At 63.3% G+C, this 25,758-nt stretch carries 26 protein-coding genes and 2 pseudogenes; 18 read left to right on the forward strand and 10 right to left on the reverse strand.

Translation table 11 applies throughout. From position 1 onward, the window contains the following. The first annotated feature begins 447 nt into the window (after positions 1–447). A complete protein-coding gene (gene tnpA, locus ASD55_RS02270) occupies positions 448–879 on the forward strand; it encodes an IS200/IS605 family transposase (protein ID WP_056763433.1) in 432 nt (143 codons plus the stop codon). Positions 880–1,284: 405 nt separating this feature from the next. Here tnpA and merR read toward each other — a convergent pair whose 3' ends face one another. Continuing rightward, entirely contained in the window at positions 1,285–1,692 is a 408-nt protein-coding gene (merR, locus tag ASD55_RS02275) for an Hg(II)-responsive transcriptional regulator (RefSeq protein WP_056763436.1), read from the reverse strand. A gap of 70 nt (positions 1,693–1,762) precedes the next feature. Here merR and merC point away from each other — a divergent pair, with 70 nt between their 5' ends. Beyond that, positions 1,763–2,185: an organomercurial transporter MerC gene (merC, locus tag ASD55_RS02280; protein ID WP_056763438.1), complete on the forward strand. Its 423-nt coding sequence runs from the start codon at positions 1,763–1,765 to the stop codon at positions 2,183–2,185. A gap of 33 nt (positions 2,186–2,218) precedes the next feature. Continuing rightward, the gene (locus tag ASD55_RS02285; protein ID WP_056764432.1) at positions 2,219–2,470 is read left to right on the forward strand and encodes a GDCCVxC domain-containing (seleno)protein; all 252 of its coding nucleotides are present in this window, start codon (positions 2,219–2,221) and stop codon (positions 2,468–2,470) included. A gap of 18 nt (positions 2,471–2,488) precedes the next feature. Here the strand turns inward: ASD55_RS02285 and ASD55_RS02290 are convergent, their stop codons facing one another. The 4 genes from ASD55_RS02290 to ASD55_RS02305 all read right to left on the reverse strand — a co-directional run bounded on the left by ASD55_RS02290 (position 2,489) and on the right by ASD55_RS02305 (position 5,051). After that, positions 2,489–2,857: a metalloregulator ArsR/SmtB family transcription factor gene (locus tag ASD55_RS02290; RefSeq protein ID WP_056763440.1), complete on the reverse strand. Its 369-nt coding sequence runs from the start codon at positions 2,855–2,857 to the stop codon at positions 2,489–2,491. A 73-nt stretch (positions 2,858–2,930) separates the two neighbouring features. After that, positions 2,931–3,443: an arsenate reductase ArsC gene (locus tag ASD55_RS02295; RefSeq protein WP_056763442.1), complete on the reverse strand. Its 513-nt coding sequence runs from the start codon at positions 3,441–3,443 to the stop codon at positions 2,931–2,933. A gap of 13 nt (positions 3,444–3,456) precedes the next feature. Continuing rightward, a complete protein-coding gene (arsB, locus tag ASD55_RS02300; protein WP_056763444.1) occupies positions 3,457–4,545 on the reverse strand; it encodes an ACR3 family arsenite efflux transporter in 1,089 nt (362 codons plus the stop codon). Then, positions 4,542–5,051 (reverse strand): arsenate reductase ArsC, encoded by a 510-nt coding sequence (locus ASD55_RS02305; protein WP_056763446.1) that lies wholly within the window; start codon positions 5,049–5,051, stop codon positions 4,542–4,544. The genes arsB and ASD55_RS02305 overlap by 4 nt, the downstream gene beginning before the upstream one ends. Before the next feature lie 72 nt (positions 5,052–5,123). Between ASD55_RS02305 and arsH the strand changes: the two genes are divergently transcribed. The 9 genes from arsH (at position 5,124) to ASD55_RS02350 (ending at position 14,397) form a co-directional block, all read left to right on the forward strand. Beyond that, positions 5,124–5,909 carry an arsenical resistance protein ArsH gene (gene arsH, locus ASD55_RS02310; RefSeq protein WP_200946050.1) on the forward strand — a complete coding sequence of 262 codons (786 nt, stop codon included), beginning with the start codon at positions 5,124–5,126 and terminating at the stop codon, positions 5,907–5,909. A 20-nt stretch (positions 5,910–5,929) separates the two neighbouring features. After that, entirely contained in the window at positions 5,930–6,346 is a 417-nt protein-coding gene (gene arsC / locus ASD55_RS02315) for an arsenate reductase (glutaredoxin) (RefSeq protein ID WP_056763447.1), read from the forward strand. A gap of 123 nt (positions 6,347–6,469) precedes the next feature. After that, positions 6,470–6,793 (forward strand): hypothetical protein, encoded by a 324-nt coding sequence (locus tag ASD55_RS02320; protein WP_223250752.1) that lies wholly within the window; start codon positions 6,470–6,472, stop codon positions 6,791–6,793. A gap of 212 nt (positions 6,794–7,005) precedes the next feature. Then, complete coding sequence (locus ASD55_RS02325) at positions 7,006–8,184, forward strand: TolC family protein (RefSeq protein WP_043795569.1); 1,179 nt, start codon at positions 7,006–7,008, stop codon at positions 8,182–8,184. Then, positions 8,181–9,278 carry an efflux RND transporter periplasmic adaptor subunit gene (locus tag ASD55_RS02330; protein ID WP_056763449.1) on the forward strand — a complete coding sequence of 366 codons (1,098 nt, stop codon included), beginning with the start codon at positions 8,181–8,183 and terminating at the stop codon, positions 9,276–9,278. Before ASD55_RS02325 ends, ASD55_RS02330 begins: the two co-directional genes overlap by 4 nt. Then, on the forward strand, positions 9,278–12,412 hold the full coding sequence (locus ASD55_RS02335; RefSeq protein ID WP_056764436.1) for a CusA/CzcA family heavy metal efflux RND transporter: 3,135 nt from the start codon (positions 9,278–9,280) through the stop codon (positions 12,410–12,412). Before ASD55_RS02330 ends, ASD55_RS02335 begins: the two co-directional genes overlap by 1 nt. Further along, on the forward strand, positions 12,409–12,738 hold the full coding sequence (locus ASD55_RS02340) for a P-II family nitrogen regulator (RefSeq protein WP_027485205.1): 330 nt from the start codon (positions 12,409–12,411) through the stop codon (positions 12,736–12,738). Before ASD55_RS02335 ends, ASD55_RS02340 begins: the two co-directional genes overlap by 4 nt. Before the next feature lie 133 nt (positions 12,739–12,871). After that, positions 12,872–13,492 (forward strand): cation transporter, encoded by a 621-nt coding sequence (locus ASD55_RS02345; protein WP_027485206.1) that lies wholly within the window; start codon positions 12,872–12,874, stop codon positions 13,490–13,492. Then, positions 13,492–14,397, forward strand: a complete 906-nt coding sequence (locus tag ASD55_RS02350; RefSeq protein WP_043795557.1) for a cation diffusion facilitator family transporter — start codon at positions 13,492–13,494, stop codon at positions 14,395–14,397. Before ASD55_RS02345 ends, ASD55_RS02350 begins: the two co-directional genes overlap by 1 nt. Positions 14,398–14,608: 211 nt before the next feature. Here the strand turns inward: ASD55_RS02350 and ASD55_RS02355 are convergent, their stop codons facing one another. From ASD55_RS02355 to ASD55_RS02365, 3 genes are read right to left on the reverse strand one after another with little or no spacing between them, the layout of a single operon-like run. After that, positions 14,609–15,178 carry a phosphatase PAP2 family protein gene (locus ASD55_RS02355; RefSeq protein WP_027485207.1) on the reverse strand — a complete coding sequence of 190 codons (570 nt, stop codon included), beginning with the start codon at positions 15,176–15,178 and terminating at the stop codon, positions 14,609–14,611. Beyond that, positions 15,175–15,798 carry a cation transporter gene (locus tag ASD55_RS02360; protein WP_027485208.1) on the reverse strand — a complete coding sequence of 208 codons (624 nt, stop codon included), beginning with the start codon at positions 15,796–15,798 and terminating at the stop codon, positions 15,175–15,177. Before ASD55_RS02360 ends, ASD55_RS02355 begins: the two co-directional genes overlap by 4 nt. A 12-nt stretch (positions 15,799–15,810) precedes the next feature. Continuing rightward, a complete protein-coding gene (locus ASD55_RS02365; protein ID WP_235577701.1) occupies positions 15,811–17,754 on the reverse strand; it encodes a cytochrome c/FTR1 family iron permease in 1,944 nt (647 codons plus the stop codon). Positions 17,755–17,876: 122 nt separating this feature from the next. Here ASD55_RS02365 and ASD55_RS18755 point away from each other — a divergent pair. Further along, positions 17,877–17,993: pseudogene (locus ASD55_RS18755) on the forward strand (arsenate reductase (glutaredoxin)); the annotation flags it as partial. A 68-nt stretch (positions 17,994–18,061) separates the two neighbouring features. Here the strand turns inward: ASD55_RS18755 and ASD55_RS02370 are convergent. Next, entirely contained in the window at positions 18,062–18,349 is a 288-nt protein-coding gene (locus tag ASD55_RS02370) for a helix-turn-helix transcriptional regulator (RefSeq protein ID WP_056763451.1), read from the reverse strand. 78 nt (positions 18,350–18,427) lie between these two features. Between ASD55_RS02370 and ASD55_RS18280 the strand changes: the two genes are divergently transcribed. The 5 genes and pseudogenes from ASD55_RS18280 (at position 18,428) to ASD55_RS02385 (ending at position 22,895) form a co-directional block, all read left to right on the forward strand. After that, the gene (locus ASD55_RS18280) at positions 18,428–19,291 is read left to right on the forward strand and encodes a hypothetical protein (RefSeq protein ID WP_157598757.1); all 864 of its coding nucleotides are present in this window, start codon (positions 18,428–18,430) and stop codon (positions 19,289–19,291) included. Positions 19,292–19,363: 72 nt separating this feature from the next. Beyond that, the gene (locus tag ASD55_RS17910; protein WP_082542623.1) at positions 19,364–19,615 is read left to right on the forward strand and encodes a BPSL0761 family protein; all 252 of its coding nucleotides are present in this window, start codon (positions 19,364–19,366) and stop codon (positions 19,613–19,615) included. A gap of 131 nt (positions 19,616–19,746) precedes the next feature. Next, positions 19,747–20,508 (forward strand): SseB family protein, encoded by a 762-nt coding sequence (locus tag ASD55_RS02375; RefSeq protein ID WP_162248774.1) that lies wholly within the window; start codon positions 19,747–19,749, stop codon positions 20,506–20,508. A 431-nt stretch (positions 20,509–20,939) separates the two neighbouring features. Then, positions 20,940–21,659: pseudogene (gene ttcA / locus ASD55_RS02380) on the forward strand (tRNA 2-thiocytidine(32) synthetase TtcA); the annotation flags it as partial. Between the two features lie 33 nt (positions 21,660–21,692). Beyond that, a complete protein-coding gene (locus ASD55_RS02385) occupies positions 21,693–22,895 on the forward strand; it encodes an amino acid aminotransferase (RefSeq protein ID WP_056763457.1) in 1,203 nt (400 codons plus the stop codon). Here the strand turns inward: ASD55_RS02385 and ASD55_RS02390 are convergent. Continuing rightward, entirely contained in the window at positions 22,885–25,620 is a 2,736-nt protein-coding gene (locus ASD55_RS02390) for a LuxR C-terminal-related transcriptional regulator (RefSeq protein ID WP_056763460.1), read from the reverse strand. The genes ASD55_RS02385 and ASD55_RS02390 overlap by 11 nt on opposite strands. Positions 25,621–25,758: the final 138 nt, after the last annotated feature.

A 25,758-nucleotide genomic window follows, 5' to 3' on the forward strand; every position in this document is an offset into this window, starting at 1 on the left:
CCTCGCGATCGCCGTGACGTTGCCTGATTAGCGACAAGGCTCAGCCAATACCTCACCGTTCGCCCTGAGCGTAGGCCCGCAGGGCCGCACGCGGGGAGCAGCCATGGATGGCTGTAGCTTTGAGGAGCGAGGAAGTCGAAGGGTGATCGCCTATGGGCGCTTCGACTCCGCTTGCTGTCGCAAGCTACGCTCAGCGCGAACGGGTTTCCAAGCTGAGCTTCGTCGCTAAACCAATCTGAGAGTTCCCCCGGCTCTGCCGGGGAGGCAGTAGAAGTTTGACGTTTGCAGGAGTCCATCGGGGAAACTGCCCTCGTGAGCCGCCAANCTAAACCAATCTGAGAGTTCCCCCGGCTCTGCCGGGGAGGCAGTAGAAGTTTGACGTTTGCAGGAGTCCATCGGGGAAACTGCCCTCGTGAGCCGCCAAGCACACGAGAGGAGAATCCGCCGATGGACGAGTACAAGAGCTTAAATCACACGCAATGGGAGTGCCTCTACCACGTGGTTTTCATACCGAAGTGTCGTCGCCGCACGTTATATGTGGAGCTTCGGAGGCACCTGGGAGAGGTTTTCCGCCGGTTGGCGGAACAGAAGGAGAGCCAGGTTGAGGAAGGCCATTTGATGATCGACCACGTGCATATGATGCTGCGCATTCCACCGAAGTATGCGGTGTCGCAGGTGGTGGGGTTCATCAAGGGAAAGAGCGCTATTCACTTGGCGCGGGTGTATGCAGAGCGCAAGCGCAGCTTCGTGGGGCAGCACTTTTGGGCGCGGGGATACTTCGTTTCGACAGTGGGTCGAGACGAACAAGTGATTCGAGCGTACATCCGCAATCAGGAGAAGGAGGACCAGCGATTGGACCAGCTTCAGCTACTGCGATAGTTCGCGGCCACCACAGGGTGGCCCAACCCAAGGGGCCGCGTTAGCGACCCCGCCAGCCGCTTCGAGCGGCTCACAAACTAAAGCCCCCGGCTTTGCCGGGGGATACTTACNCCACAGGGTGGCCCAACCCAAGGGGCCGCGTTAGCGACCCCGCCAGCCGCTTCGAGCGGCTCACAAACTAAAGCCCCCGGCTTTGCCGGGGGATACTTACTCAAGTGACGTTGGGCGCAGCCGGGTGTCGGGCAGCCATCGGCAGATGGATCCAGACCTGCCGGGCATGGTCGGGATGCGGGCCACCAAGGCATGCTCCGCGACGATCATGGCGGAGCGGCCTGAGCGTGGCTGCAAAACTCAGCCGATGCGCGTCGCCGGCTTCCTATCGGCCGCATCCTGCCTGCCGCCATTTCAGCAGGCATGCAACGAGGCGATGAGCGGGCAGGACACGCTGCGCTGACGCGCACCGCATTGTTCGACGAGCGCAGCGAGGGCCGTCTCCATGCGTGTGAGGTCGGCCAGTCGGCTGCGTACATCGGCCAGCCGCAACGCGGCGAGATCGGCCGCTTCCGTGCAATGGGTGCCATCCTCCAGCCGCAGCAGCTGCGCGACCTCATCGAGGCTGAACCCCAACCGCTGCGCGGATTTCACGAACTTCACCCGTGCAACCTCCGCGTTTCCGTAGCGACGAATGCCGCCCGGCGGACGGGCGGGCTCCGCCAACAGGCGCTTGCGCTGGTAGAAGCGGATCGTTTCGACATTGACCCCGGCTGCCTTGGCGAAGGCGCCGATGGAAAACGTATCCTGCGTGGAGGACATGGGCTTGACTCCGTACTTGACTACGGGAATACCTTAGATCACCGGCATTCCACGCGAAAGGAGAACCTCCATGCCCCTGCTCACCCGGCTGGCCGACAAGGCCGGACTGATCGGCAGTGTCGTCTCGGCAGCGGCCTGCGTGAATTGCTTTCCCGCCCTGGCCAGCCTCGGTGCGGCGATCGGGCTGGGCGTACTGAGCCCGTACGAAGGCCTGTTCATCCGCATCCTGCTGCCGGCGTTTGCGGGCATCGCGCTGCTCGCCAATGCGCTGGGCTGGCTCAGTCACCGGCGGTGGCCGCGGGCCGCGCTCGGTATGCTCGGCCCGCTGCTGGTGCTGCTGGCGGTATTCGTGATGCGGGCCAGTGGCCATCGCACCGGATGGCTGCTCTATCCGGGCCTGCTGCTGATGGTGGCGGTGTCCATCCGCGATCTGCTGGCGCCAGCACCGAGCGCATCCTGTCGCACGGCCAGCGACACGGTGGATGCCCGCTGAACCGACGCGATTGACAAGGGCATGGCGAAGACCATGCCTACACTTCACTCCATTTCTCCGGCGAAACACGTGACGACCGAACTCATCCTGCTCAGCACGCTGACCTGTCCGCATTGCGGCCACCAGGCCACCGAAACCATGCCGACCGACGCTTGCCAGTTCTTCTACGACTGCCCCGGCTGCGACAAATTGTTGCAGCCAAAACCCGGTGACTGTTGCGTGTTCTGCTCGTACGGCAGCGTGCCGTGTCCACCGATCCAGCAGCAGAAGTCGTGCTGTGGGTAGAAGTCACCGACTCCCCTATCAGACTGTTCGGGGTTTGCTCCGCGATTTAGTGGTGGCCGCAGACGGTTTGCACGACGTCTTGTCGACCTCACAGCTACCGTCGGACTGACTACAGCAATGGTCGGTGAGATAGCCAATCAAATCGTTCATGGCCTCGATCACCGGGGCGTAGTAGACGAAGCGGCCACTTTGCTGACTGGTAACGAGACCGGCGTGCGACAGTTCCTTCAGATGAAACGAGAGCGTGGCATTGGCCAACCCCAATTTTTCGGCGATCACGCTGGCGGCCAGACCGTCCGGTGCATGCTCGATCAGCAGCCGATAGACCGCCAACCGCGACTCTTGAGCGAGCGCCGAAAGGATCGTGAGGGCTTGTTTGGTCTGCATGATGCGGGGTGCCGTCTCAGAACGGTGTGCGGTGGTCTTCGTCGGCAGTGTAGTGCCAGTGCTCAACACCGGGTCAACCTGCCGTGTCGCTAGAAGGCACTTTGCCGATGGCATCGAGCCGGCTCGATAGCGCGAGCCGGTCCAGAGCGGCGACGTTCAAGTTGAGCAGCAAGCTGATCCGTTGCTGCAGAAGATTCCTTGCCAGCACGAAGGCCTTGTAAACGGTGGCCTCTTCGCCTTGTGCCTTGGCCGGATCGGGGATGCTCCAGTGTGCGGTGATCGGGGCACCGGGCCACGCGGGGCAAACCTCGCCAGCCACCTGGTCGCACACGGTGATCACGAAATCCATCACCGGGGCATCCGGTGTCGTGAATTCCGCCCAACTCTTGCTGCGCAACCCGTCGATGGGAAGATCGACGGCCTTGAGCACTTGCAGCGTCTGGGGGTAAATGAAGCCTTTGGGCCGACTTCCGGCGCTGTAACCATGAAAGCGGTCACGGCCAAAGTGATGAACGACCGCTTCGGCCAAGATGCTGCGCGCCGAGTTGCCGGTGCATACGAACAACACGTTGTAATGACCTTGCATGACGAGGCTCCGTTCAAGTCTGTGACGATTCGTACCAGCGCTTGCTGCCGTTGACGATCCGAACCACCGACAACATCACCGGGACTTCGATCAACACGCCGACCACAGTGGCCAGCGCGGCGCCGGAATGCACCCCGAACAGACCCACGGCCGTGGCGACAGCCAACTCGAAAAAGTTGCTCGCACCGATCAGCGCCGAGGGACCGGCGACGCAATGGGGCACGCCGAACCGGCGGTTGAGCACGTAGGCCAGGCCGGAGTTGAAATACACCTGGATCAGGATCGGCACGGCCAGCATCGCGATCACCGCCGGCTGGGCCAGGATCTGCTGACCTTGGAAACCGAACAGCAACACAAGGGTGGCCAACAGTGCGAACAAAGAGGCCGGTCCTAGCCGATGAAGCAACTTCTGCAGTTGCACCTCGCCGCCTCGCGAGAGCACCCAGCGGCGCAGCACCACGCTGATGGCCACGGGGACCACGATGTAGAGCAGCACCGACAGCAGCAGCGTGTTCCACGGCACCGTGATCGAGGAGATGCCCAGCAGCAGCGCGACGATGGGCGCGAACGCGACCACCATGATCGTGTCGTTCAGGGCGACCTGGCTCAGCGTAAACGTCGGTTCGCCGTGACACAGGTTGCTCCACACGAACACCATCGCCGTACACGGTGCCGCGGCCAGCAGGATCAGGCCCGCAATGTAGGAGTCGAGCTGCTCGGCGGGAAGGTAGCCGGCAAAGACATGGCGGATGAAGATCCATCCCAGCAGTGCCATCGAGAACGGCTTCACGGCCCAATTGATGAAGAGCGTGACGCCAATGCCTTTCCATTGCCGACGCACACCACCGAGCGCGCTGAAATCAATCTTCAGCAGCATCGGGATGATCATCAGCCAGATAAGGATCGCCACCGGCAAGTTGACCTGGGCAACCTGCATACCACCCAAGGTTTCAAAGCTGCCCGGCAGCCAGTGACCCAAGACCGTGCCCGCCACGATGCACAGCAAGACCCAGACCGTGAGGTAGCGCTCGAAGAAGCCGATGCGGGTGCTACTGAGCATATCCGCATCGACGGTGACCACTTCCGCAGACAACTGGCTCATGCGTGTTCCTCTTCAGCGTCGGTGATAGTGCCGATGTGATCCAGCGCTTGCTTCAACGCGTCTCGGCTCATTGTTTCCACCGGCAGCTTCAGCAACGCGGAGATCCGATAAAGCACGAGCGTATGGGCACGCCGGAAGGCCTCGGTCGCGGCGCCAGCACCTTGGGCAGTCGCTGGATCGGGCTGACCCCAATGGGTCTTCACGAAGTCGCCGAACAGCACCGGACACGTCTCATTCGCGGCGTTGTCGCAGACGGTGATCACGATATCCAGCGGCGGCGCACCTTCCCCCGTAAAGCGGTCCCACGACTTGCTGCTGAGACCGTCGGTGGGAATGCCGAGGGCTTTGAGTTCTTCGATCGCGTAGGGATTGACGCGACCGGTCGGCTGGCTGCCGGCGCTGAAAGCCTCGAAACGGCCTTTGCCCAGATGGTTGAGGGTCGCTTCGGAGAGAATGCTGCGGGCGGAATTGCCCGTGCAGATGAATAAAACGCGACACGGATGCATGACGGTCTCGGATTGGATTCTATATTTCCATAATGATAGAATCATGCAATCAAAGCAATAGGAACCGTACCCATGACGATGCAGGATCTGCCCCACATTGCTGCCGATGTGCTGGAAACGCCGAGCTTGGCCAAACTGGCGTTGCCGGTGGACTCCAGCCATCCGCCGCGCATCCTGATCCTGTATGGCTCGCTGCGACCCCAGTCGTTCAGCCGCAAGCTGGCGTTGGAGGCCGAGCGCATCCTGCGGCAGTTCGGCGCCGAGACGCGGGTGTTCGATCCCCACGAACTGCCCATCCTGGACAGCGTGCCGGCCAGCCATCCCAAGGTGCAGGAACTGCGCGCGCTGTCCCTGTGGTCCGAAGGTCAGGTCTGGGTCAGTCCCGAGCGGCATGGTGCGGTAACCGGCGTGTTCAAGAATCAGATCGACTGGTTGCCGCTGGAAGAAGGCAGCGTGCGTCCGACGCAGGGACGTACCCTGGCGGTGATGCAGGTCAGTGGCGGATCGCAGTCGTTCAACGTGGTGAATGCGCTGCGCGTGCTGGGCCGCTGGATGCGCATGGTGACCATCCCGAACCAGTCGTCGGTGGCCAAAGCCTGGCAGGAGTTCGACGACACTGGGCGGATGAAGCCTTCCCCCTTCTACGATCGCGTCGTGGACGTGATGGAGGAACTGTTCAAGTTCACCCTGATGGTGCGCGATCGCAGCGACTACCTGGTCGACCGCTACAGCGAGCGCAAGGGTGCGGCTGAGGCACACGCTTTGTTGGTAGCCGCCGGCGTGACTGAAGAAGCTGCGGCCACCCCGGTGGTAGCGGAATCGGCCAAGACTAGTTGCTGTGCCAGTGGAGCCTGCTGACCATGAGTACGACGACACCCATGACCGCGACGATCTATCACAACCCGGATTGCGGTACCTCGCGCAACACGCTGGCTCTGATCCGCCATGCCGGCATCGAGCCTACCGTGATCGAGTATCTCAAGACGCCGCCGAGCCGCGAGCAATTGATCAAGCTCATCGATGAAGCCATGCTCAAACCGCGCGAGGCGCTGCGTGAAAAGGGAACGCCCTTCGCCGAGCTGGGGCTGGCCGAGGCCGGCATCACCGATGACGTCATCCTCGATGCCATGTTGAAGCATCCGATCCTGATCAACCGTCCTTTTGTGGTGACCACACTGGGTATACGGCTGTGTCGACCCTCGGAAGTCGTACTCGACATCCTGCCGCCGGTAACACAATCGTTCGTTAAGGAAGACGGTGAGGTAGTAATTGATACCCATGGCCAGCGGACCTGATCAAAAAGCGATCGAATGAAATTGTCTAACAGCGCGGCTGTCGTATAGCATCAAGGGATGTATCGGTCTGCGCCATCACTGCTGACTCGCCTGCGCCGCCACCGCGGATTGTGGGTGTTGGCCGTGGCCGTGTTGCTGATCAAACTGGTCAGCGGATCGATCTGCGTGGCCGATGGACCGGGAGCGCGATTCGCGTCGGCGACCGCTGCTGCCCCGACCACCCTGTTGGCGGACACCGCCGTCAGTTCGGTATCGGCTGACGATGCGAACTCCTGTCTTCTGGGTGAAGGGCGCAGTTGCCACTGTGCCTGTGCCCATTCGGTGACGTTCCCCGTCAGCGCATCGCTTCCCATCGCCATGATGGAAGCACGCTTCGCACCGCTCACCCTCCATTCGGGATTCACGCCGGCCACGACCGGCTCGCTGCTGCGCCCTCCGATCGCCTGAAACCGCTCCGTTACGCGACGCCACCGCCGGTGCAGTTCGTCGCTTCGTGACCGTTTTCAGGAGATCGCTTCATGTCTGTTTTTCGTTCGGTGCCCATCGGCGCCGTGTGTCTGTTGTACGCGGCGATGCTCAGTGCCGCGCCCGTATCCCCTTTCTCCCCACCGGTAGCTCCCCTGCCAACATCGTTGTCGACGTCGCCCTTGCAGGATGCAGTGCGCCGTATCTGGCAAGCCAGTCCCGAGGTGCAGGCCGCGCGCGCGGATCTGGATGCTGCCCAGGCCCGTGCGCGTGCCGCTGCGCAGCCGCTGTACAACCCCTCGCTGTCGCTTGATGCGGAGAATGCCGACGCCAATCGGCGCACGGCCGGCATCAGCCTGCCGCTGGATCTGTCCGGCAAACGCCGCGCTCGCGCCAGCCAGGGCGAGGCCGACCTGCTGGCGGCCGAAGCTGGCTACAACCTGCTGCGTCGCGATGTGGCCACCCGCTGGCTGAAAGCCTGGTCGACGGCCGCACTCGCAGCCCGACAGAGCGAACTGGGGCAACGCCGCCTGGCGCTGATGAAGCGCTTCGATGACTTGGCCGCACAGCGGTTGAAGGTGGGCGACATCAGCAGTCCGGAACGCGACTTGGCCGGCTTGGCGCTCGGTGAGGCGCAGGTGCAACAAGCCACACTCGCGGGCAATGAAGCGGCAGCTCGTGCGGCGTTGCTGGCCATCAGTGGCGATCAACTGACCGCGTTGCCACCGTTGCCCAACGGTATGTCACCGGCGGCGGGCAGTGTTACGCCGTTGCCCGTCGATGAACTGCCCGAACTGCGCCAGGCCCGCGCCCAGCAAGCGAGTGCCGAGGCCGGGGTGCAAGTCGCCCGCCGGGCACGTATCCCCGATCCCACGCTGAGCTTGACCGGCGGACAGGTACGCAGCGGGCCGCGCACCGATCAGGTGATCGGTCTGAGCGTGTCCATTCCGTTGCCGGTGCTCAACACCGGACGTGCCGAAGTGGATGCCGCCCGTGCGGAAGCCGATGCAGCGGCGGCCGGTGTGCGCTCACGCCAGTTTGTGCTGCGCGCCGGACTGCAGGAAGCGCAAGCCCGTTACGCCGCCTTGCGCAGTGCGACCGAAGCCTTTCGCAGCGGCCGGGCCGCTGCATTCGAGGATCGCACCGCGTTGCTGGAGAAGCTCTGGCGTGCCGGCGAAATCAGCACGTCCGATTACCTCGTGCAGCTCAAACAGAGCCTGGACACCGCGCTGTCCGGCCAGGAACTGGAAAGCCAAACCTGGCAGACCTGGTTCGACTACCTCACCGCTGCGGGCCGTCTGACCGACTGGCTCGATGGCCGCACTCAGGACGGTCCTACTCAGGACGGCCTTAATCAGGATATCCCCCGATGAATCTCTCTCTTTTGAAACGCAGCCTGCTGGGCATGGCGCTGCTGGCCGCGTTGGCCGGCCCTGTCATGGCGCAGGAACCCGCACCCGCCAATCCGCTCGCGCTGGATGCCAAGGCGATCAAGGACGCCGGCATCGTGCTCGACAAGGCCGCCACGCGCGCCCTGACCGATGAACTGAAAGCCCCCGGCGAAGTGAAAGCCGATGCGTATTCCACCGTGCTGGTGTCGCCGCGCGTCGAATCGCAGGTGCTGGCCCGCAAGGCCAAGCTCGGCGACGTGGTGAAAACCGGTGCGCCGTTGGTGGTGCTCTCCAGCGTGCAGGTCGCCGAGACGCAAGGCGCGTTGATCGTGGCCGAACAGGACTGGCAACGGATCGCGTCGCTGGGACCGCAGGCGGTGTCGGCACGACGCTACAACGAAGCGAAGGTGCAGCGCGATCAGGCGCGTGCCAAGCTGCGTGCCTACGGGCTATCCGACGGCCAGATCCGCGGCATGCTGCGCGCGGGTTCCGCCAAGGCGGATGGCAGCTATGCATTGCTGGCGCCGACCGCCGGGCGCATCGCCAGTGACGAGTTCCTCATCGGCGAACGCGTCGAGCCCGGCCGTACCCTGTTTACCTTGGTCAACGACGACGCGGTCTGGGTCGAGGCGCAACTCGCGCCGGGCGATGCGGCCCGCGCGCAACCCGGCATGGACGCGCGCGTGCTGGCGCACGACCAGACGCTGACGGGGAAGGTCATCCTGAGTTCGTCGCAGACGAACGAACGCACCCGCACCGTGCCGGTGCGCATCGAAGTTGCCAACCCGAACAACCTCCTGCGCCCGGGCGAATTGGTCGAAACGCGCATCGCGGTCGGTGAGGCGGTGCCGAAGCTGGCGGTACCGGCCGAAGCGATCGTGTTGCTGCAAAACCAGCCGACCGTGTTCCTGGCCAAAGGCAACGGCACGTTCGAGCCGGCGCCGGTGATGGTCGGCGACACCCGTGATGGCTGGACGATGGTCACCCAGGGCCTCAAGGCCGGCGACACCTACGTGCGCAAGGGCGCCTTCGCCTTGAAGGCCCGTTTGCTGCGCTCGCAGTTGGGAGAAGAATGATGCTGGAACGTCTGGTTGAATTCTCCCTGCGCTACAAGGTGCTGGTGCTGATCGTTTTCGTGGTGATCGGCTTCCTTGGTTTTCAGGCGGTGCGTCAGCTGCCCATCGATGCCTTCCCGGACGTCACACCGGTGCAGGTCAATGTGTACACCGAAGCCTCGGGACTTGCGGCAGAGGACGTGGAACAACTGCTGACCACGCCGGTGGAGTCGGCACTGGCCGGCTTGCCCAAGGTCGAGCAGATCCGTTCGGTGAGCCTGTTCGGCTTGTCCTATGTGTCGGTGTATTTCGACGACAGCATGGACATCTACTTCGCCCGTCAGCTGGTCAACGAGCGGCTGCAGCAGGTGGGCGATCGCCTGCCGGCGGGTTATGGCAAGCCGGAGATGGGGCCGAACACCTCCGGCTTGGGTCAGGTGTTCTGGTACACCGTCGAACGCGCCGACGACAAGCTCAAAGGTGCCACGGCCGGCACGGCACCGAACGATATGGACTTGCGCACGCTGCAGGACTGGACCATCCGGTTGATCCTGCGCACCGCGCCCGGCGTCGACGACGTCAGTTCGTGGGGCGGGCAGGAAAAGCAGTTCCAGGTGCGCATCGATCCGATGAAACTGATCGCGCACAAACTCGGCTTCAAGCAGGTGATCGAGGCGTTGCAGGCGAACAACGCCCAGGTCGGCGGCAACTTCGTCGACGTGGGACGCGAGCAGTATCTGGTACGCGGACTGGGCTTGATCCAGAACGCGAAGGATCTGGGCAACATCGTCCTCAAGACCGAAGACGGCACGCCGATCTACGTGCGGGACGTGGCCACCATTACCGAGGCTGGGGCACCGCGCACCGGGGCGGTGACGCGAGATGGCAAGGAAGTCGTGCTGGGCATGGCGCTGGCGCGTATCGGTGAAAACGCCAAGAGCGTGGTCGATGCGGTGAAAGCCAAGCTCGACACGGTGAAGCAGGCGCTGCCGCCCGGCGTCGTGGTCAAGCCAGTGTACGAACGCACCGAGTTGGTCAATGCGGCCGTGGAAACCGCCGTGCGTGCCTTGATCGAAGGTTCGATCCTGGTCGCGATCATCCTGTTCCTGTTCCTGGGCGAGTTCCGCAGCGCCATCGTGGTGGTGGTGGCGCTCCCGCTGGCCATGCTGATCGCCTTCATCTGCATGAATCAGGTCGGCCTCTCGGCCAACCTGATGTCGCTGGCGGGCCTGGCGATCGGCATCGGCATGATGGTGGACGGCGCGGTGGTGATGGTGGAGAACGCCTACCGCATCATGGCCGAGCGCAAGGCGCATGGGCTCCCGGTGGATCGCACCGCCGCGGTGCTGGCGGCTGCCCGCGAGGTGGCCAATCCGATGGCGTTTGCGATCCTGATCATCATCGTGGTGTTCCTGCCGCTGTTCAGTTTGCAAGGACTGGAAGGCAAGATGTTCAAGCCGATGGCGTTCAACATCAGCTTCGCGATGGCGGGATCGCTGATTCTCGCCTTGACGTTGATCCCGGTACTCGCCGCGCTGGTGCTGAAACCGAAGGAAGAGAAGGACACCTGGTTGGTGGCGTTCCTGAAACGCCATTACGCCACGGTGCTCGCCTGGGCGTTGGCACGTCGCAAACTGGTGTTGGGCATCGCCGCCGGTGCCTTGCTCGGCAGCCTCGCGCTGTTCCCGTTCCTCGGCAAGGAGTTCATGCCCAACCTGAAGGAAGGCGCCATCATGTGGCGGATCACCTCGATCCCGTCGGCATCGCTCGACGAGTCGATCGCCATCTCCAAACAGGTGTCGACGCTGATCAAACAGAAGTTTCCGGAAGTGGAAACCACGCTGGCAATGATCGGTCGCGCCGAGAAAGGCGAGACAGCCGACGTGAATTACATGGAGGTGTACACCCCGCTGAAGCCTAAGGATCAATGGCGCAAGGGCGAGACGCTGGAGAGCATCGAGGAGGCCATGCAGAAAGAACTGTCGGCGGCCTTGCCCACCGCGGTGGTGAGTTACACCCAGCCGATCCAGATGCGTATCGAGGAACTGATCTCCGGTGTGCGCGCCACGTTGGCGCTGAAGATCTACGGCGATGATCTGGGCGAGCTGGATCGCCTGAGCGGCCGCATCAAAAACGCGCTGGCCGGGGTGCCCGGCGTGGCCGATCTCGCGCTGGAGGCAAACATCGGCAAGCCACAGATCCGCATCAAGGTGGATCGCGATGCACTGGCCCGCTATGGCTTGAACGCCGACGACGTGTTGACCGTGGTGAAGAACGGCATCGGTGGCGAACCGGTGACGACCCTGCTCGATGGCGTGAAACGCTTCGACATCGCGGTGCGGCTGGACGATGCGGACAAGGCGTCCTTGCCGGCGATCCAGCGCATCCCGATCCGCACGGCCAGTGGCGCGCTGGTGCAGTTGTCGCAAGTGGCCGAGGTCAGTGATGCGGAAGGCTATTCGTTCATCCGTCGGGAACAGCTGCAGCGTTATGCGGTGATCCAAATGGACGTGCGTGGTCGCGACATCGACGGCTTCGTCAAGGAGGCCAATGCCGCCATCGCGCAGCAGGTGAAGCTGCCGACCGGCTACTACAGCGAATGGGGCGGCGCATTCGAGAACCAGCAGCGGGCGTTGAAGCGGTTGTCGCTGATCGTGCCGGCGACGATTTTCTTCATCTTCGTCTTGCTCTACACCGCGTTCAACTCGGTAAAGCACGCCACGCTGATCCTGGCCAACGTGCCGTTCGCCACTATTGGCGGCATCGTCGGGCTGGCGATTACCGGGCAGTACCTGTCGGTGCCCTCGGCGATCGGCTTCATCGCGGTGTTCGGCGTGGCGATGTTGAACGGCATCGTGTTGGTGAGTTTCTTGAACGAGCAACGTGAGAAAGGCTTGCCCGTGCGCGAGGCGGTGATCCGCGGCACCGCGCTACGCATGCGCCCGGTGATGATGACCGCCAGCGTGGCGATCCTGGGCCTGGTGCCGATGCTGTTGTCCAGCGGCGTCGGTGCCGAAACCCAGCGTCCGCTCGCCACCGTGGTGGTGGGCGGGCTGATCACCTCGACGTTGCTGACGCTGGTGCTGCTGCCGGTGCTCTACGACTGGATCGAAGAACGCGCCGCCCGGCGCCTCGCCAAGGAGAACACCCCATGAAAGAAGTAAAGGCATTCATCCATCGCGGCCGCGTGGTCGACGTCATCCATGCCCTGGAGGACGGTGGGTTCCGCTATCTCTCGGTGAGCGACGTCAAAGGGTTGTTGACCGCGCTCAGTGCCCAGGAACAGATCTATTCGATGGAACTGGGCGAACGGGTGACCAAGCAGATCAAGCTCGAAGTGTTTTGCGAGGACGACCAAGCCGAACGGGCCGTGCAGCTGATCCGTTTGCACGGACGCACCGGCCAGAGTGTTGCGGGCTGGGTCTACCAGAGCACGGTGGATCGGGCGTGGCCGATCGACGGGCGTGTGGATAACGACTAATCGGGGCAGCGGGAGTACTCACGTCGCTGCATCGGTGTCATTTCATAACACGGCGGCGGCCGCGTAGAGTGGTCGCCGCCATGAGGGATTCCAATACCTGAAGCATGCATCCAATCCATCGGGTTACCGGCTCATGTCTGATACGTGTTGTGCCACCACCATCGATATTGCCGCGTTGCAGGCGCGGCAGCGTCGGGTGTTGATGATCGTTCTGGCGATCAACCTCGCTACTTTCACGATGATGCTGGCCGCGGCGATCTACAGCGGTTCGTCGTCGCTGCTGTCCGGCGGGTTGGACAATCTTGGGGATGCGCTCACCTACCTCTTGAGCCTTGCGGTTGTTGGTGCCAGTGACCGCGCGAAGGCCCGGGTGGCGCTGTTCAAGGGCGCACTGATTCTTGGTGCGGCGCTTGCAGTCGCCATCCAGATTGGCTGGCGTCTCCTGCATCCTGGCGTGCCGATCTTCGAGGCGATCGGTATCGCCGCCTTGCTGAACCTGGTCGCCAATGCCGCATGCCTGCGCCTGCTGCTGCCTTACCGCAAAGGCGACGTCAACATGGCCTCGGCCTGGGAATGCTCGCGCAATGACGTGTTCGAAGGTGTCGCCGTGCTGGCAGCGGCCGCCGGCGTCGGCTTCTTCGGCGCCGGCTGGCCCGATCTGCTGGTTGCGTCGGCGTTGTTGTTGATGTTTCTGCGCTCGGCATGGCGGGTGTTCCGCATGGCGTGGCGAAGCTACGTGAGTGGAGACAACTGATGAATGCCGGGCACGATCATGTGGGTACGGAGATCAGGCACGAGACGCCGCTGTGGTGGGCACTCGGCCTGACCAGTATGTTTCTTGTCGCCGAGATCATCGGCGGTCTGCTTACCAACAGCTTGGCCTTGTTGTCGGACGCGGCACACATGGCGACCGATGTGATCGCGCTGACGATCTCGCTGACCGCCGTGCGCCTGGCACGACGTCCCCCCGATGCGAAACGCACCTATGGTTACGCGCGCATGGAAGCCATCGGCGCACTCGTCAATGGTGGCTTGCTGTTCCTCGTCGCCGGCTACATCTTGTGGGAGGCGGTGCGGCGTTTCAGCGAACCGCCGTCGGTGGCCTCCACCGGCATGCTGGTGATCGCGGTGCTCGGGCTGGTGATCAACCTCATCTCGATGCGATTGCTCAAGGCCGGCAGCGGTGAAAACCTCAACGTGAAAGGCGCCTATCTGGAAGTTTGGGCCGACATGATCGGTTCGGTCGGCGTAATCATCGGCGCGTTGATCATCAAGTTCACCGGCTTTTACATTGCCGATCCAATCATCGCCGTGTTGATTGGTCTGTGGGTGCTGCCGCGGACATGGACATTGCTGCGAGAGGCCGGGAATGTCCTGATGGAGGGGACGCCTCGTGGCGTCGATACTGAACGGGTCCGCGCCGAAATGCTGGCCACTCCGGGCGTGGCTGCGCTGCACGATGTGCACGTATGGGCGCTCAGCAGCACGCGTTCGGCGATGGCGGCGCATGTGATCATGGATGGCGACGCATCAGACGCAGAAGCGCTGCGGCTCCGGCTGGCGCAGATGCTGGAGGCGCGCTTTGACATCCATCACGTGACGCTGCAGGTCGAAACAACGTCGTGCGGGCTGGGGTGCGAGGAGCCGCAAAAGGTTTGACCTCACACAGTCGCTTTGCCAAACCGCGAGCCCGGTGCCGCTTCCACGCGATGACTCCCCGTCGGCGTGGCGTGGCTGCGACGGGAACCGTCGTCCTGTCTCAAGCCTGCGCACGTCATTGTGCGTGCGATGCCGATGAACCTGGGCGATCGCGTGCGCCGCTGGCGACGCTGGCCACGGTGGAAGGCCGACAGTATGCGCGGCTACGTGGTCACCGCCGTTGGACGGCGTGGGGCTGGCTCGCAACCCCAGCCCAGCCACTCAGCATGGCCAGCCCACCTATCGCGAGGGCTCCCAGCATATCGCCGGGATAATGCACGCCCAGGTAGATGCGTGCCCATGCCATGAGCAGACCAAGCAGTGCGATCCCGATGCCCCAAACTCGGCTGCGTTGATTCAGCAACAGTATGCCGGCGACGACCCACTGCACGGTCAGGTGGTCGCTGGGAAAGCTGCCGGTCGCCGCATGGGAGACCCATGCTTGGCCGACACCGGCCACGAAGGGGCGCGCTCGATCCCAGACAGCGCCGATGACCAGATTCAGGAGTAGTGCCACGGCAGCGACACCCACCGCTTTCAGGGCGATCGAGCGCATCGACCACCGAGGAAACATCAGCATCGTCCCAAGGAGAGCAGCGGTCAGGATCAACGGCCCATCGGCCAGACCGCGCGCCAGATGCAGCATCGCGGGCGACGGCGGTGTAGACGGATGGATGGCGTGGAACAGTCGAAGGTCAACGGCATACACCACCGGGCCAAGCCCCAATGCCGGAGCGGTCATGGTTTGACGATCGATTCGCTGGCGGCAACCCGCGCTTCCTTCGCTTCGCGCAGAATGCCCAGCGCCTCCTTCAGTACATAGCAGGCGATGGCCGTACCGATCACCAGATCAGGCACCGCGCTGTGCCATAGAAGCACCAGCACACCGGAGACGATGACCGCCAAGTTCGCGAGGACATCGACCCGGGTAAATAGCCAAGTCGCTCGCAAATGCACCTCACCATGACGAAAGCGTTCCAGCAAGCGCAGCACCGTGGTGTTGACGACGAGAGCCACCAAGGCGATGCCCGTCATCCATAAGCCCTCGGGGTGGCTTCCCATCACAAGGCGCCACACGACACCGAGCAAGACGCCTAGCCCCAGCACCAAAAGCAGTGTTCCGCTCAGTTGTGCCGCCGAGGCCTTGAAGCTCGCGCTGCGCGCCCACGCCAGCAGGGCGATGCCGTAGGCACTCGCATCGGCCAGCATATCCAGCGAGTCGGCGATCAATCCCATCGACTGGGCGATCAGCCCCGCGACGATGCCGACCACGAACATCGTGGCATTGAGCCCCAAGGCGACGCGCAGAATTCGGCGTTCCGCTTCATTGGTCGCTTGCACGTGGCAGCCGCAGTCGCTCATGTCTTGTCGCCTTCAGTCTGCATCGGGGAGCACTTCCCGAGTCGTTGGAGGTGACGGGAGTCGTTGACGGCCACGACGGATATTGAACACGAATCCGACAGCCAGCAGCACCAAAATCGCCAACTGGGCCAACAAGGATTGCCAGGTCGGATAGATGCCCAGCAATTCGATATGCGGCACTGGCGCCACGCTCACCGCGACCCAGCCGGCCTCCTGCAGGGCGGCGATACCTTTGCCAGTCAGCACGATGGCGAGCACGGCGATCAGCGCCGAACTGGCGGAGAAGAATGTGCCGATCGGCAGCCGCCGGCTGGTGCGCAGCAGCACCCAGGCGATTAGCCCCAGCACCGCGGCACCGGCGGCGATGCCGCTGAGCAGCCACACTTCCTGGCCGTCGTTCCACAACGCAGCGTAGAACAGGATGCTCTCGAACACCTCGCGGTACACCGAGATGAAGGCCAGTCCGAACAGGAACCACGCCGAACGTCGGTTGAGCGCGGCCGCCATCTTTTCCTTTAGATACGCCTGCCAGCGACCACCGATGCTCTTCTGGTGCATCCACAGACCGACCCCGAGCAACACGAACGCCGCAAACAGCGACGACAGTCCCTCGGTCAATTCACGACCGGCACCGCTGATGGAGATCGCATAGCTGGCGATCGCCCAGGTGATGCCACCGGCCACGAGCGCAAGGATCCAGCCCGCATGCACGTAGCGCAGCGCTTCGGGTCGCGCGGCCTTGCGTAGAAAAGCGAGCAGTGCGACCACGACCAGCAGGGCTTCCAGACCCTCGCGAACCAGGATGGTGAAGGCACCCAAGAAGATGGCGGCCGCATCGCTCGCCGCATCGGCGGTGACTTCCTGTGCGCGTACCAACAGACCATCAATGGCATCGGCCTGTTTCACCACCGACTCCACGGGAGTGTTACCCGACAATGCGCTGCGATAGGCACCCATCGACGTTTCGAGCTGGGCGCGCAGCGCGCTGTCACGTGCATTGAGTTGCGGTTCGACCGGTTCCACGCCATCGAGGTAGGCGGATAGCGCCAGCTGGGTGGCTTGCGTCTTCGCACCAGCACGGTAAGCCGTCAGGCTCGCCGCCAGTCGCGCCCGTGCCAGGGGGATGCCGGCCAAGGCCTGCTGCTGGATGACGTCAGGGTGAGCTCGCAAGTAACCCACGATCGTCCGAGCACGCTCTGCACCAAGAGTAGGTGTCAGCTGCGCAACACGCGCACGCGACAGCTCCTTCAGATCCGCGATCTGCGCTCGCGCGGCAGTGTCGTGTTGCCAGGTATCGGCACCGGCGACCGCTTCCTTGGCGTAAGCCAGCGAACCCACGTAGTACGCCAGCGCCCAGCGGTCATCGGAAGAGAGTTGCTGCGCGTAGCTCGCCATCGGCGTGCCTGCCACGCCCTGGCTGATCACCTCATACAACGACAGCGCGCTGCGTTGATCGGCCCGCGTCTGATCGGTGAAGTTCACCGGTCGGGGCGATAGCAGCAGGCCAGCGGGCCCGTCACCGTGTCCGGTGGCGCCATGACAAGCGGCGCACTGGTTTTGATAGAGCGTTGCCCCGCGCGCCAGATCGGGAGCGTGCTCCGGTGCGGTCGGCACCGGGTACGCCTGTAGTAGTGCATCGGCCAGCGCATGCGCCTGCATTGCCACTTGACCGGGTGTCGCCTTGGCATCGACCGAGGACACCAACGTATCGGCCTGCTTCAATAGTGCAGGTGTGGTAGCGGTCGGTTTCAACGCGCCAATGCGTGATCGGACCGTCGCCGCGAATTCCCGCATCTCGGCGTATTCTGAGGCGCTGATCACAGCACCATTCTTCACCGCACCCGCGTAATCGGTTGCCAGGTAGTCGAGCATCTGCCAGGTCTGCGGAACCGAGGTCATCGCATCCTGAGCCATGACCGGAAAGGCCGTCATGCCGAACAGCAGAAGCATCACCATGGAAAGGTCGCGTAAAATGTCGCGAATACGATTCGTTATCATTAGCGAATGATACTCGCCCTTAACCAATTCGCCAGCGCCTCACCTCAGCCCAGGCGTCCGCCAGTTCAGCAGCAGGAGCCCTGCTGCTGAAGCGTCCGCCCCCTTTTGTGGTCACGTCACATGGCACGCGGCTGTGCTGTCCTTTCGAAGCCATGCTCGACATCCTGCCACCGATCGCGAAACCCTTCACAAAATGAAGGTGACGAGAACGTCGGCAGCCGGGATTAGCTGTAGATGCCGCGCTAACCACGGGCCGCCGTGTGCCTCAATTCGGTGTCCGGCGGGTCAACTTGCTACCTCTCTTCCCCAGTAAAGAGCGGCGCTGAACATACTCGCGAAAAGCGGCGATCGGGTCCGCACCGAGCGCATCACAGATCTCAATGAACTCGACAACGTCAATCCGGCGTTCACCGCGCTCGATCTTCGATATAAATGTTTGCGTGTTGCCAAGGCTTTCGGCCAACGCAAGCTGGGTGACGCCTGCTCGTTCCCTCAGATCACGGAGCAGCGTTAGTAACGTCTGGTAGTTGGGATGGTGTGTCGAGCGGGCCATAAACTTGCCGGTAGTCGGCTAGGCACGCTAGAGTCCGATTTGGGATAGTCCAAAATCGGCTTTTAGAGGTATCTACTCGTGTTTGTAGCCGCCGCGATGCCGGAACATCTGGGCCTTGAACTGCCCCCGTTCGGGGTGGAAGATCTCGGCGTGTTCGGCGGCATGGCGTTCCTGGCAGTGATCCAGGCCGGTGCCGATGCGGGTTTCCGGCATGTGCGCGCCCGGCCTGGCTTCGGGACGCGCCTAGCGCCGCACCGTGCACTGCGACATCTGATTCTATCGACACTGCTGGAAGCCGGTGTACTTGCACCGATCGCTTCGCGCCGCCGGCTTGACGATGCGGTGAGCGAAGCTCCATGGAGTGAAGGTGCCAGCCTCGAAGACTCCGACTGGCTTATCGTTTGGAATGAGGCGACTCAGGGCAGTCTGCCGCACCAGCTCCGTGACAGCATGAATACCTTCGAGTCGACGGCTCGTTCACGGGAAGTCATCTTGCAGACGTGGCAATTGCTCGCCATTGGTGAATGCTTGGCATTCGGTGAATACGCACTGGCCGCGCATAATCTCAACCCGGCACTGGCGCGACCGGCTGCAGCAGCTCTTCCAGCGATCCTGGCACAACAATCGATCGGCCAGGGTTGCGCATTGATGTGGTCGGCGGCCAAGCACTTGGCATCCTGGTTTATGCGAAACGGTGCGGGTTCTGCCGGCACGGCAGAACGCGAGCTCGTCAATTCCATCTGCTTGAATGCAGATCGTGCGAACTTCGGCGGACGACCGGTCAAGCAATTCAGTCGCCACTCTTCGGTGCCCATGAGCACTTTTGCCAGCACCTTTATCTGGACCAGCCGACTCGGTGAAGACTACTGGGATATCCCAGTGTCCGAGGCCGCATTGGATCGGGCCCGGCCTATCGGGTCAGGGAGTGCTACCCATGAGTAAGCCGTCAGTTCATAACCAAGTTGCGAGTTCACGGCATGCATGGGTCGCACCACAAGCAAACGAAAATTGACAATGACCATGCCCGACGAACGCACGCTAAGCCTCCTTCAAACCGGATGCTTTCTCAAAGAGTTACGCGCGGACGAATCCTTGCCTGAGCGTGTCCGTCATGAGGCCGATCGTTTGCTTCGTCACTATCCGACAGTCAGTGAATTCCGGCTGCTTGCCAAGATAGAGGCATCCTTCATGGGGTCAGAACTGTTGACCCCAGACTTCAGTACATCCTGGCTCCAGAGTTATCGCTTCGGCCCACACAACGGATGAGCCGTGTCGCAGCGAGCAGCAAGTTCAGGACAGCACTTTAAGAATGTAACCAGGGATTCAACGGATCGGTATGCACTTGCGAGACGCTTTTGTTGTCTCGCGCTCCCCCGACCATTTTGAGGACAGACAGAGTGGCTTCAACTGAACATCTGGAAAGGTTACTAAAGCGCGCCGTATTGGAGCCCGGCACCCGGCCCCGATTCCTGAAAAAACTCTTGGCAAGCCATGTGTTCGTTTTCATTCATCATCCCGAAGGTGAGGCGCAAACGGTGTGGAACAGTCAGATCGTTGCCTGGGTTCGCCATGACGGTGCACATGTCTATGCGCTTTTTACCTCTGAGGAAGCGCTGGCCAAAGCGCCCCTACCTGGGAAGGCAGCCTTCAGCATCCATGTCCAGAGTCTCTTTGAAGCGAATCCAAACGTCCACTGTATTGTCAACCCAGGGTCGACGTATGAGATGCAGATTTCAGCTGACGAGTTGGCACACGCCCTGGCAAGCGTTGCGCAGGCCGGAGGCGCAACAACTTTGATGCTTGGCGCACGCGAGAACGCTGCCATTGCAAACAGCCATCCTTTGTTGGCCAGCAAGCTGATGACCTTCTTAGCCGGAATTAGCCAAGTTGAGCAGGCCTACTTCCTGGAGGCCGAACTTAGCCAGCTCCCGAGCCGGCCACTGCAAATTGCCATCTTGGTAAGTGAAAGTGTCCAAATCGCTGAGGCGATTTCAAAGGTGGTCGACGGGACGTATGGAAAAGAGCAGCCAGCGAAAGTCCGCATTTTTCTCCAGAATTCGCCTGAATATCTCTCTGTCAGGGCTGCAGGCATAGCGCCTTTCTATGATCGCGATTGGGGTGCGCGACTGCTGGCGCTCAAGCCAGATGCGCTTTCATAGTGAACAGACAAACCCATTCACGTCCCTGATTACGCCTTGCAAGCAGGCGCGCTCTTTCGTCCGCCGTTGATCTGCATTCGGCAAATTTGTCGATGGCAAGGTCTGTTCGGTGCGACACGACGGATTCATTCATGGATCGCCGCGTGGCTCCGTCCGGCACCATGTTCAGCTACAACGGCAAGAGATGTAACTCACCTCGGCTGAGGCGCGCTGTCGCTTAGCGTTGAGTTTGTTGCTTGACGGTGGTTCATCCCTTTCGGGAACATAGCGACCATCCCTCGTGTGCCCTACCATCTCGTCTTGACTATGGACGAAGTGCTCCTTCATTGCTGCCAAAAAATTACAAATCTATGGACACTCGCTTAAATGCTCACAAGCGTTGTAGGCGTGGGGTTGTACGGCATGTCCATAGACCGTCATCTAACCGGTGCGGCGGCAAGGATTCGTACACCTTGCTGGACCTGCTGCTGCAGCTGCAGGCGAAGGCGCCGGTACGCTTCGAGCTGATCGCGGTGAACCTGGACCAGAAGCAGCCGGACTACCCGGAACATGTATTGCCGGACTACCTGACGGCCCGCGGCGTGCCGTTCCACATCATCGAGCAGGACACCTACAGCACGGTGGCCCGGGTGATTCCCGCGGGCAAGACCATGTGCAGCCTGTGCTCGCGGTTGCGCCGCGGCGCGCTGTACACCTGGGCGGCGGCCAACGGCATCACCAAGATCGCGCTCGGCCACCATCGCGACGACATCCTCGCCACGTTCTTCCTCAACATGTTCTACCAGGCGCAGCTGAAGGCGATGCCGCCGAAGCTGCGCTCGGACGACGGCCGCCACGTGGTGATCCGGCCGCTGGCCTATTGCCGCGAGGACGACATCGCCGAGTACGCGGCGCAGCAGCGGTTCCCGATCATCCCGTGCAACCTGTGCGGCTCGCAGGACAACCTGCAGCGCCAGGCGGTGGGCCGCATGCTGGCCGAGTGGGAACGGCAGCAGCCCGGGCGCAGCGAGAACATCTTCCGCGCGCTGACCCATGTGTCACCCTCGCAACTGGCCGACCGCCAGCTGTTCGACTTCAACTTCGGCGCGACGCCCGCCTCCTTCGCCTGGCCGGTCGACGGCGCGGACGAGACCGCCACCACGCAGGCCTGAACCCTCCCCGTCACCTCACTTCGAGTAACCGCCGTGTCCTACTTTGCTTCCGTTGAAATGGCCCCGGGCGATCCGATCCTGGGTCTCACCGAGACCTACCTCGCCGATCCGCGACCGGGCAAGATCAATCTAGGCGTGGGCATCTATGTCGACGAACAGGGCCGCATTCCGCTGTTGCCGAGCGTGCACGAGGTGGAGAACGCGCTGGCCGCCGCGGCCAAGCCGCGCGGCTACCTGCCGATCGATGGCCTGGCGGCGTACAACCGGCTGACCCAGCAACTGGTGTTCGGCGAAGCATCGCCGCTGCTCGCCGCCGGACGCGTGGCCACCGCGCAGACCATCGGCGGCAGCGCCGCGCTGCGCGTGGCGGCGGACCTGCTGAAGCAAGTCGGCGGCGCCGGTGCGAAGGTCGCGATCAGCAACCCGAGCTGGGGCAACCACCACGTGGTGTTCCGCACGGCGGGCTTCGAATTGCTGGAATACCGCTACTACGATCCGACCACGCATGGCCTTGACTTCGCCGGCATGCTGGAAGACCTGGGCCGGATGGAGCCCGGCACCGTGGTGCTGCTGCATGCCTGCTGCCACAACCCGACCGGCGTGGATCTGGACGCGGCGCAATGGACGCAGCTGATCGAGCTGCTGAAGGAGCGCAAGCTGCTGCCGTTCGTCGACATGGCCTATCAGGGTTTCGACCGGGGCACCGAACAGGACGCCACCGCGGTGCGCCTGCTGGGGGAGTCGGGCATCGATGCCTTCGTGGTCGCCAATTCGTACTCGAAGTCGTTCTCGCTGTACGGCGAGCGGGTCGGCGCCTTGTCGATGGTCGGCGTCGATCGCGACGAGGCCGCGCGGCTGCAGTCGAAGATCAAGCAGGTCATCCGCACGATCTACTCCAGCCCGTCGACGCACGGCGCCGCGCTGGTCGCCGGCGTGCTGGGCAGCAGCGAATTGCGCGCGCGCTGGGAGCAGGAACTGGGCGGCATGCGCGGGCGCATCCATGCGATGCGCGCGGGCTTCGTCGAGAAACTGGCCGCACTGGGCGCACCGGACTTCGGCTTCATCAACCAGCAGGCCGGCATGTTCTCCTACTCCGGCCTGAGCAAGGTGCAGGTGCACCGGTTGCGCGACGAGTTCGCGATCTACGCGCTGGACAGCGGCCGCATCTGCGTGGCGGCGCTGAACCAGGCCAACCTCGACACCGTGGCTGCGGCCGTTGCGACCGTCACACGCTGACCTTTTCCGTGTTGTCGACCAGGCCAAGCAGGCGCGCACGCTCCACCGCGTGCCAGCGGGTGCCGGCTGACAGCTTGAGGAACAGGTTCTTGAGGTGCCACTTCACGGTCTCGCTGCTGATGTCCAGGTTGCGGGCGATCAGCTTGTTCGACAGGCCCTGCTGCAGCAGGTGGAGCACTTCGGACTCCTTGGCGGTCAGCAGGTCGGGTTCGCATCCCGGTTCGGTGGCGGATAGCGGCGGCGCTGCCGCTTCGTTCTCGGTCGCGGGCTGGCGCACGGTACGCCCGTCGGCGGTGGCGTCATGCCACGCCATGCCCATCTGCACGGCGAGCGGGTGGGTATCGGCCAGCAGCCTCGCATGGCCACCCAGGCTGGCCAGCGCCAGCGCCTCGGACAACCAGGCCCGGGCCGTGGCCGGATCGCGCTGCCGCAGCGCGACGGCGCGCAGGACCTTGATCGTCCAGCCGTCCCGCTCCCGCTGCAGTTGGCGGGCCAGCAGGTCAGCCGCGACGAGGTGCTGTTCCATCGCCTCCATATCGTCACCGGCCAGCGCGGCGTAGGCCCTGGCGATCAGGCCGGACAGCCGGTACTGCGGCAGGAATGGCTGCAGCTCCTCGCTCTGGAACACCGCTTCGAAACGCTCCAGTGCCTGCAGCAGTCCGCCCACCGTTTCCAGGCGCTGGTCCAGCGCATGGATCCGGATCCGCTCCACCAGTCCCTGCAGTTGCAGGCGCGGGAGTCTGCGGTGCTTCGCCAGTGCGTCGAAGTTGTCGAGCGTGTTCAACGCGCGCCGCTCGTCACCCTGACCGAGGGCGATCCGGGTCAGCGTGTGATAGGCGATGGCGAGCGTATCCGGGAAGCTCGCCTCGATGACGTCGATGCGGTTGGCCAGCAAGGCCTGGGCGGCCGACAGCTCGTTGCGCTCCAGCAATGCGGCGGCGAGCACGGCGGCATACATGCAGGCGACCATGCTGCGCCGGCCGTCTTCCTTTTCCGCCCTTGCCAGCGCCGGGCGCAACAGGGCCTCGGCCCGGTTGGCATGGCCGTCCCGGAGATGGCCGAGGCCGGCCATCAGTCTCGCCAGGGCCTCGGCCAGTCGCAGCGAGCCGGAATTGCCGTGCGTTGCCACCTGCGCGGCCAGCCGCTGAACCTCGCTGCTCGAACCTGCATGGAGCTCCAGCAGCGCGCGGGCGTTCAGGGGAGCGACGGCGCAAACCGGGTCCTCCGTCGGCGATGAAGCCGACGGCCAGCGCGTCAGGATGTCGGACAGGCGTCCAATCTCGTCGGCATAGGCGGCCGCGCCGCCGGCGACGCGCAGTGCCAGCTTGAGCATTTCCGTCGAAACGGCGGGATCGGCAGCCACCTCGAGGCTGGTGCGCAACGCCTGCGCGTTGTCGTCGCCCAGTGCCAGCACCCACGCGGCGACCAGCCTCAGCAAGGTGCTACCCGCGATGAAATCAGGCGGGATACGGTCCAGCCATTCACGGGCCTCGTTCAATTTGCCCTGGGTGCCCAGCAGCCAGAGCGAGCGTGCGGCGTAGTCGTGCGCGGCGGCCTCGTCGCCTGCCGCCAGCGCGTGGCGGGCCGCTTCGTGAAAGCGCTCGCGACCGGCCAGCCAGCGGGATGCACGCAGGTGCAGTTCGGTCTGCTCGGCGCGCGGCAGCTGTTCGAAGCGGCCGAGCAGGAAGTCCCGGCCGAGCGGATGCAGGCGCACCCAGTCGCTGGTTTCTCCCACCATCATGATCGGTGATTCGAGCAGGAGTTGCTCCAGACGAGCCGGCGCGTCGACGCAGCCCGTCACCGCTTCGCACAATTCCGCGTTCAGGTGTTCGAGGATCGCCGTGCGCACCAGAAAGCTCCGTTGCGGCATCGACATGCGGGAAAACATCGATTCGATGAAGTAGTCCTGCAACCCCTCCCGGCGTGCCGAAATCGTGGCGATGGACCTGGCCGGGTCGTCTTCCTGTTCCACCTTGGCGATCGCCAGTTGCAGCCCCACCGGCCAGCCTTCGGTGAGGTCGTGCAATTGGGCGCGCTGGTCGAGATCCAGCCGTGCGCCCAGTCGTCGTTCGATGATCTCGATGGACTCCTCCAGACGCAGGCGCAGGTCTTCCGCCACCAGCACCGCGAGGTTGCCCTTGGCGACCAGCTCGGTGGTGTGCAGCGGCAAGCGCACCCGCGATCCGATCACCACATGCAGGTTGGCCGGTGCATTCAGCAGCAGGTAGCGGAGCGAGCGGTGCAGCGTGGTCTTCGGCAGCCTTTCCGCGTCATCGATGATCAGGACGGTTTCCCGCTCGAGCAGGGCGACCTCCGCCAGCAGGACGGTCAGCGCGTCGATTTCCTGCCCGGCCCTGCTGGCATGCTCGGCGGCGATCAGGTCGAACGCCTTGCGTCCGCTGACCAGGTACAGCGCCTGCAGCAGGCCCGTGGCGAAACGTACCGGCTGATCCTGGTTGTCGGCGCCCAGCCAGGCCACCAGGGCGTTCCGTTCCAGCCAGCGCCGACGCCACTGCAACAACAGGGTGGTCTTGCCAAAGCCTGCCGGCGCGGCCACGGCGATGGCCGTCCGTTCATGGATCTTGTCCCAGATCTGCATCAGCCGGCCACGGTCCAGGGTGGTACGCGGAAGTCGCGGCGGGGTGATCTTCAGGCGAAATTCGGGCGCGGGCATCGGCAGAGAATACTCGTTGGCCGGCCCTGCCGGCACGACGCCCGGCGGCATCCGTGGCGTTCATGCAGCCCCCTCCGGATGGCGTCGTGGAGAGGGATGGGGGGGAGAGCCCCCCCTTTTTCGGGGGGTGGGAGAGACGACCCGTATGTCGTTCTACTTGGCCTCTGCCAGACGCTGCGTTCCGGACCT

The organism is Rhodanobacter sp. Root561 (genome assembly GCF_001427365.1).
Classification (GTDB): Bacteria; Pseudomonadota; Gammaproteobacteria; order Xanthomonadales; family Rhodanobacteraceae; genus Rhodanobacter.

Bases quoted from the DNA above. Each gene is read 5' to 3' on its own strand.
- tnpA (WP_056763433.1), top strand. From the start codon at position 448: ATGGACGAGTACAAGAGCTTAAATCACACGCAATGGGAGTGCCTCTAC.
- merR (WP_056763436.1), bottom strand. From the start codon at position 1,692: ATGTCCTCCACGCAGGATACGTTTTCCATCGGCGCCTTCGCCAAGGCA.
- merC (WP_056763438.1), top strand. From the start codon at position 1,763: ATGCCCCTGCTCACCCGGCTGGCCGACAAGGCCGGACTGATCGGCAGT.
- ASD55_RS02285 (WP_056764432.1), top strand. From the start codon at position 2,219: ATGCCTACACTTCACTCCATTTCTCCGGCGAAACACGTGACGACCGAA.
- ASD55_RS02290 (WP_056763440.1), bottom strand. From the start codon at position 2,857: ATGCAGACCAAACAAGCCCTCACGATCCTTTCGGCGCTCGCTCAAGAG.
- ASD55_RS02295 (WP_056763442.1), bottom strand. From the start codon at position 3,443: ATGCAAGGTCATTACAACGTGTTGTTCGTATGCACCGGCAACTCGGCG.
- arsB (WP_056763444.1), bottom strand. From the start codon at position 4,545: ATGAGCCAGTTGTCTGCGGAAGTGGTCACCGTCGATGCGGATATGCTC.
- ASD55_RS02305 (WP_056763446.1), bottom strand. From the start codon at position 5,051: ATGCATCCGTGTCGCGTTTTATTCATCTGCACGGGCAATTCCGCCCGC.
- arsH (WP_200946050.1), top strand. From the start codon at position 5,124: ATGACGATGCAGGATCTGCCCCACATTGCTGCCGATGTGCTGGAAACG.
- arsC (WP_056763447.1), top strand. From the start codon at position 5,930: ATGACCGCGACGATCTATCACAACCCGGATTGCGGTACCTCGCGCAAC.
- ASD55_RS02330 (WP_056763449.1), top strand. From the start codon at position 8,181: ATGAATCTCTCTCTTTTGAAACGCAGCCTGCTGGGCATGGCGCTGCTG.
- ASD55_RS02335 (WP_056764436.1), top strand. From the start codon at position 9,278: ATGCTGGAACGTCTGGTTGAATTCTCCCTGCGCTACAAGGTGCTGGTG.
- ASD55_RS02340 (WP_027485205.1), top strand. From the start codon at position 12,409: ATGAAAGAAGTAAAGGCATTCATCCATCGCGGCCGCGTGGTCGACGTC.
- ASD55_RS02345 (WP_027485206.1), top strand. From the start codon at position 12,872: ATGTCTGATACGTGTTGTGCCACCACCATCGATATTGCCGCGTTGCAG.
- ASD55_RS02350 (WP_043795557.1), top strand. From the start codon at position 13,492: ATGAATGCCGGGCACGATCATGTGGGTACGGAGATCAGGCACGAGACG.
- ASD55_RS02355 (WP_027485207.1), bottom strand. From the start codon at position 15,178: ATGACCGCTCCGGCATTGGGGCTTGGCCCGGTGGTGTATGCCGTTGAC.
- ASD55_RS02360 (WP_027485208.1), bottom strand. From the start codon at position 15,798: ATGAGCGACTGCGGCTGCCACGTGCAAGCGACCAATGAAGCGGAACGC.
- ASD55_RS02365 (WP_235577701.1), bottom strand. From the start codon at position 17,754: ATGGTGATGCTTCTGCTGTTCGGCATGACGGCCTTTCCGGTCATGGCT.
- ASD55_RS02370 (WP_056763451.1), bottom strand. From the start codon at position 18,349: ATGGCCCGCTCGACACACCATCCCAACTACCAGACGTTACTAACGCTG.
- ASD55_RS17910 (WP_082542623.1), top strand. From the start codon at position 19,364: ATGACCATGCCCGACGAACGCACGCTAAGCCTCCTTCAAACCGGATGC.
- ASD55_RS02390 (WP_056763460.1), bottom strand. From the start codon at position 25,620: ATGCCGCCGGGCGTCGTGCCGGCAGGGCCGGCCAACGAGTATTCTCTG.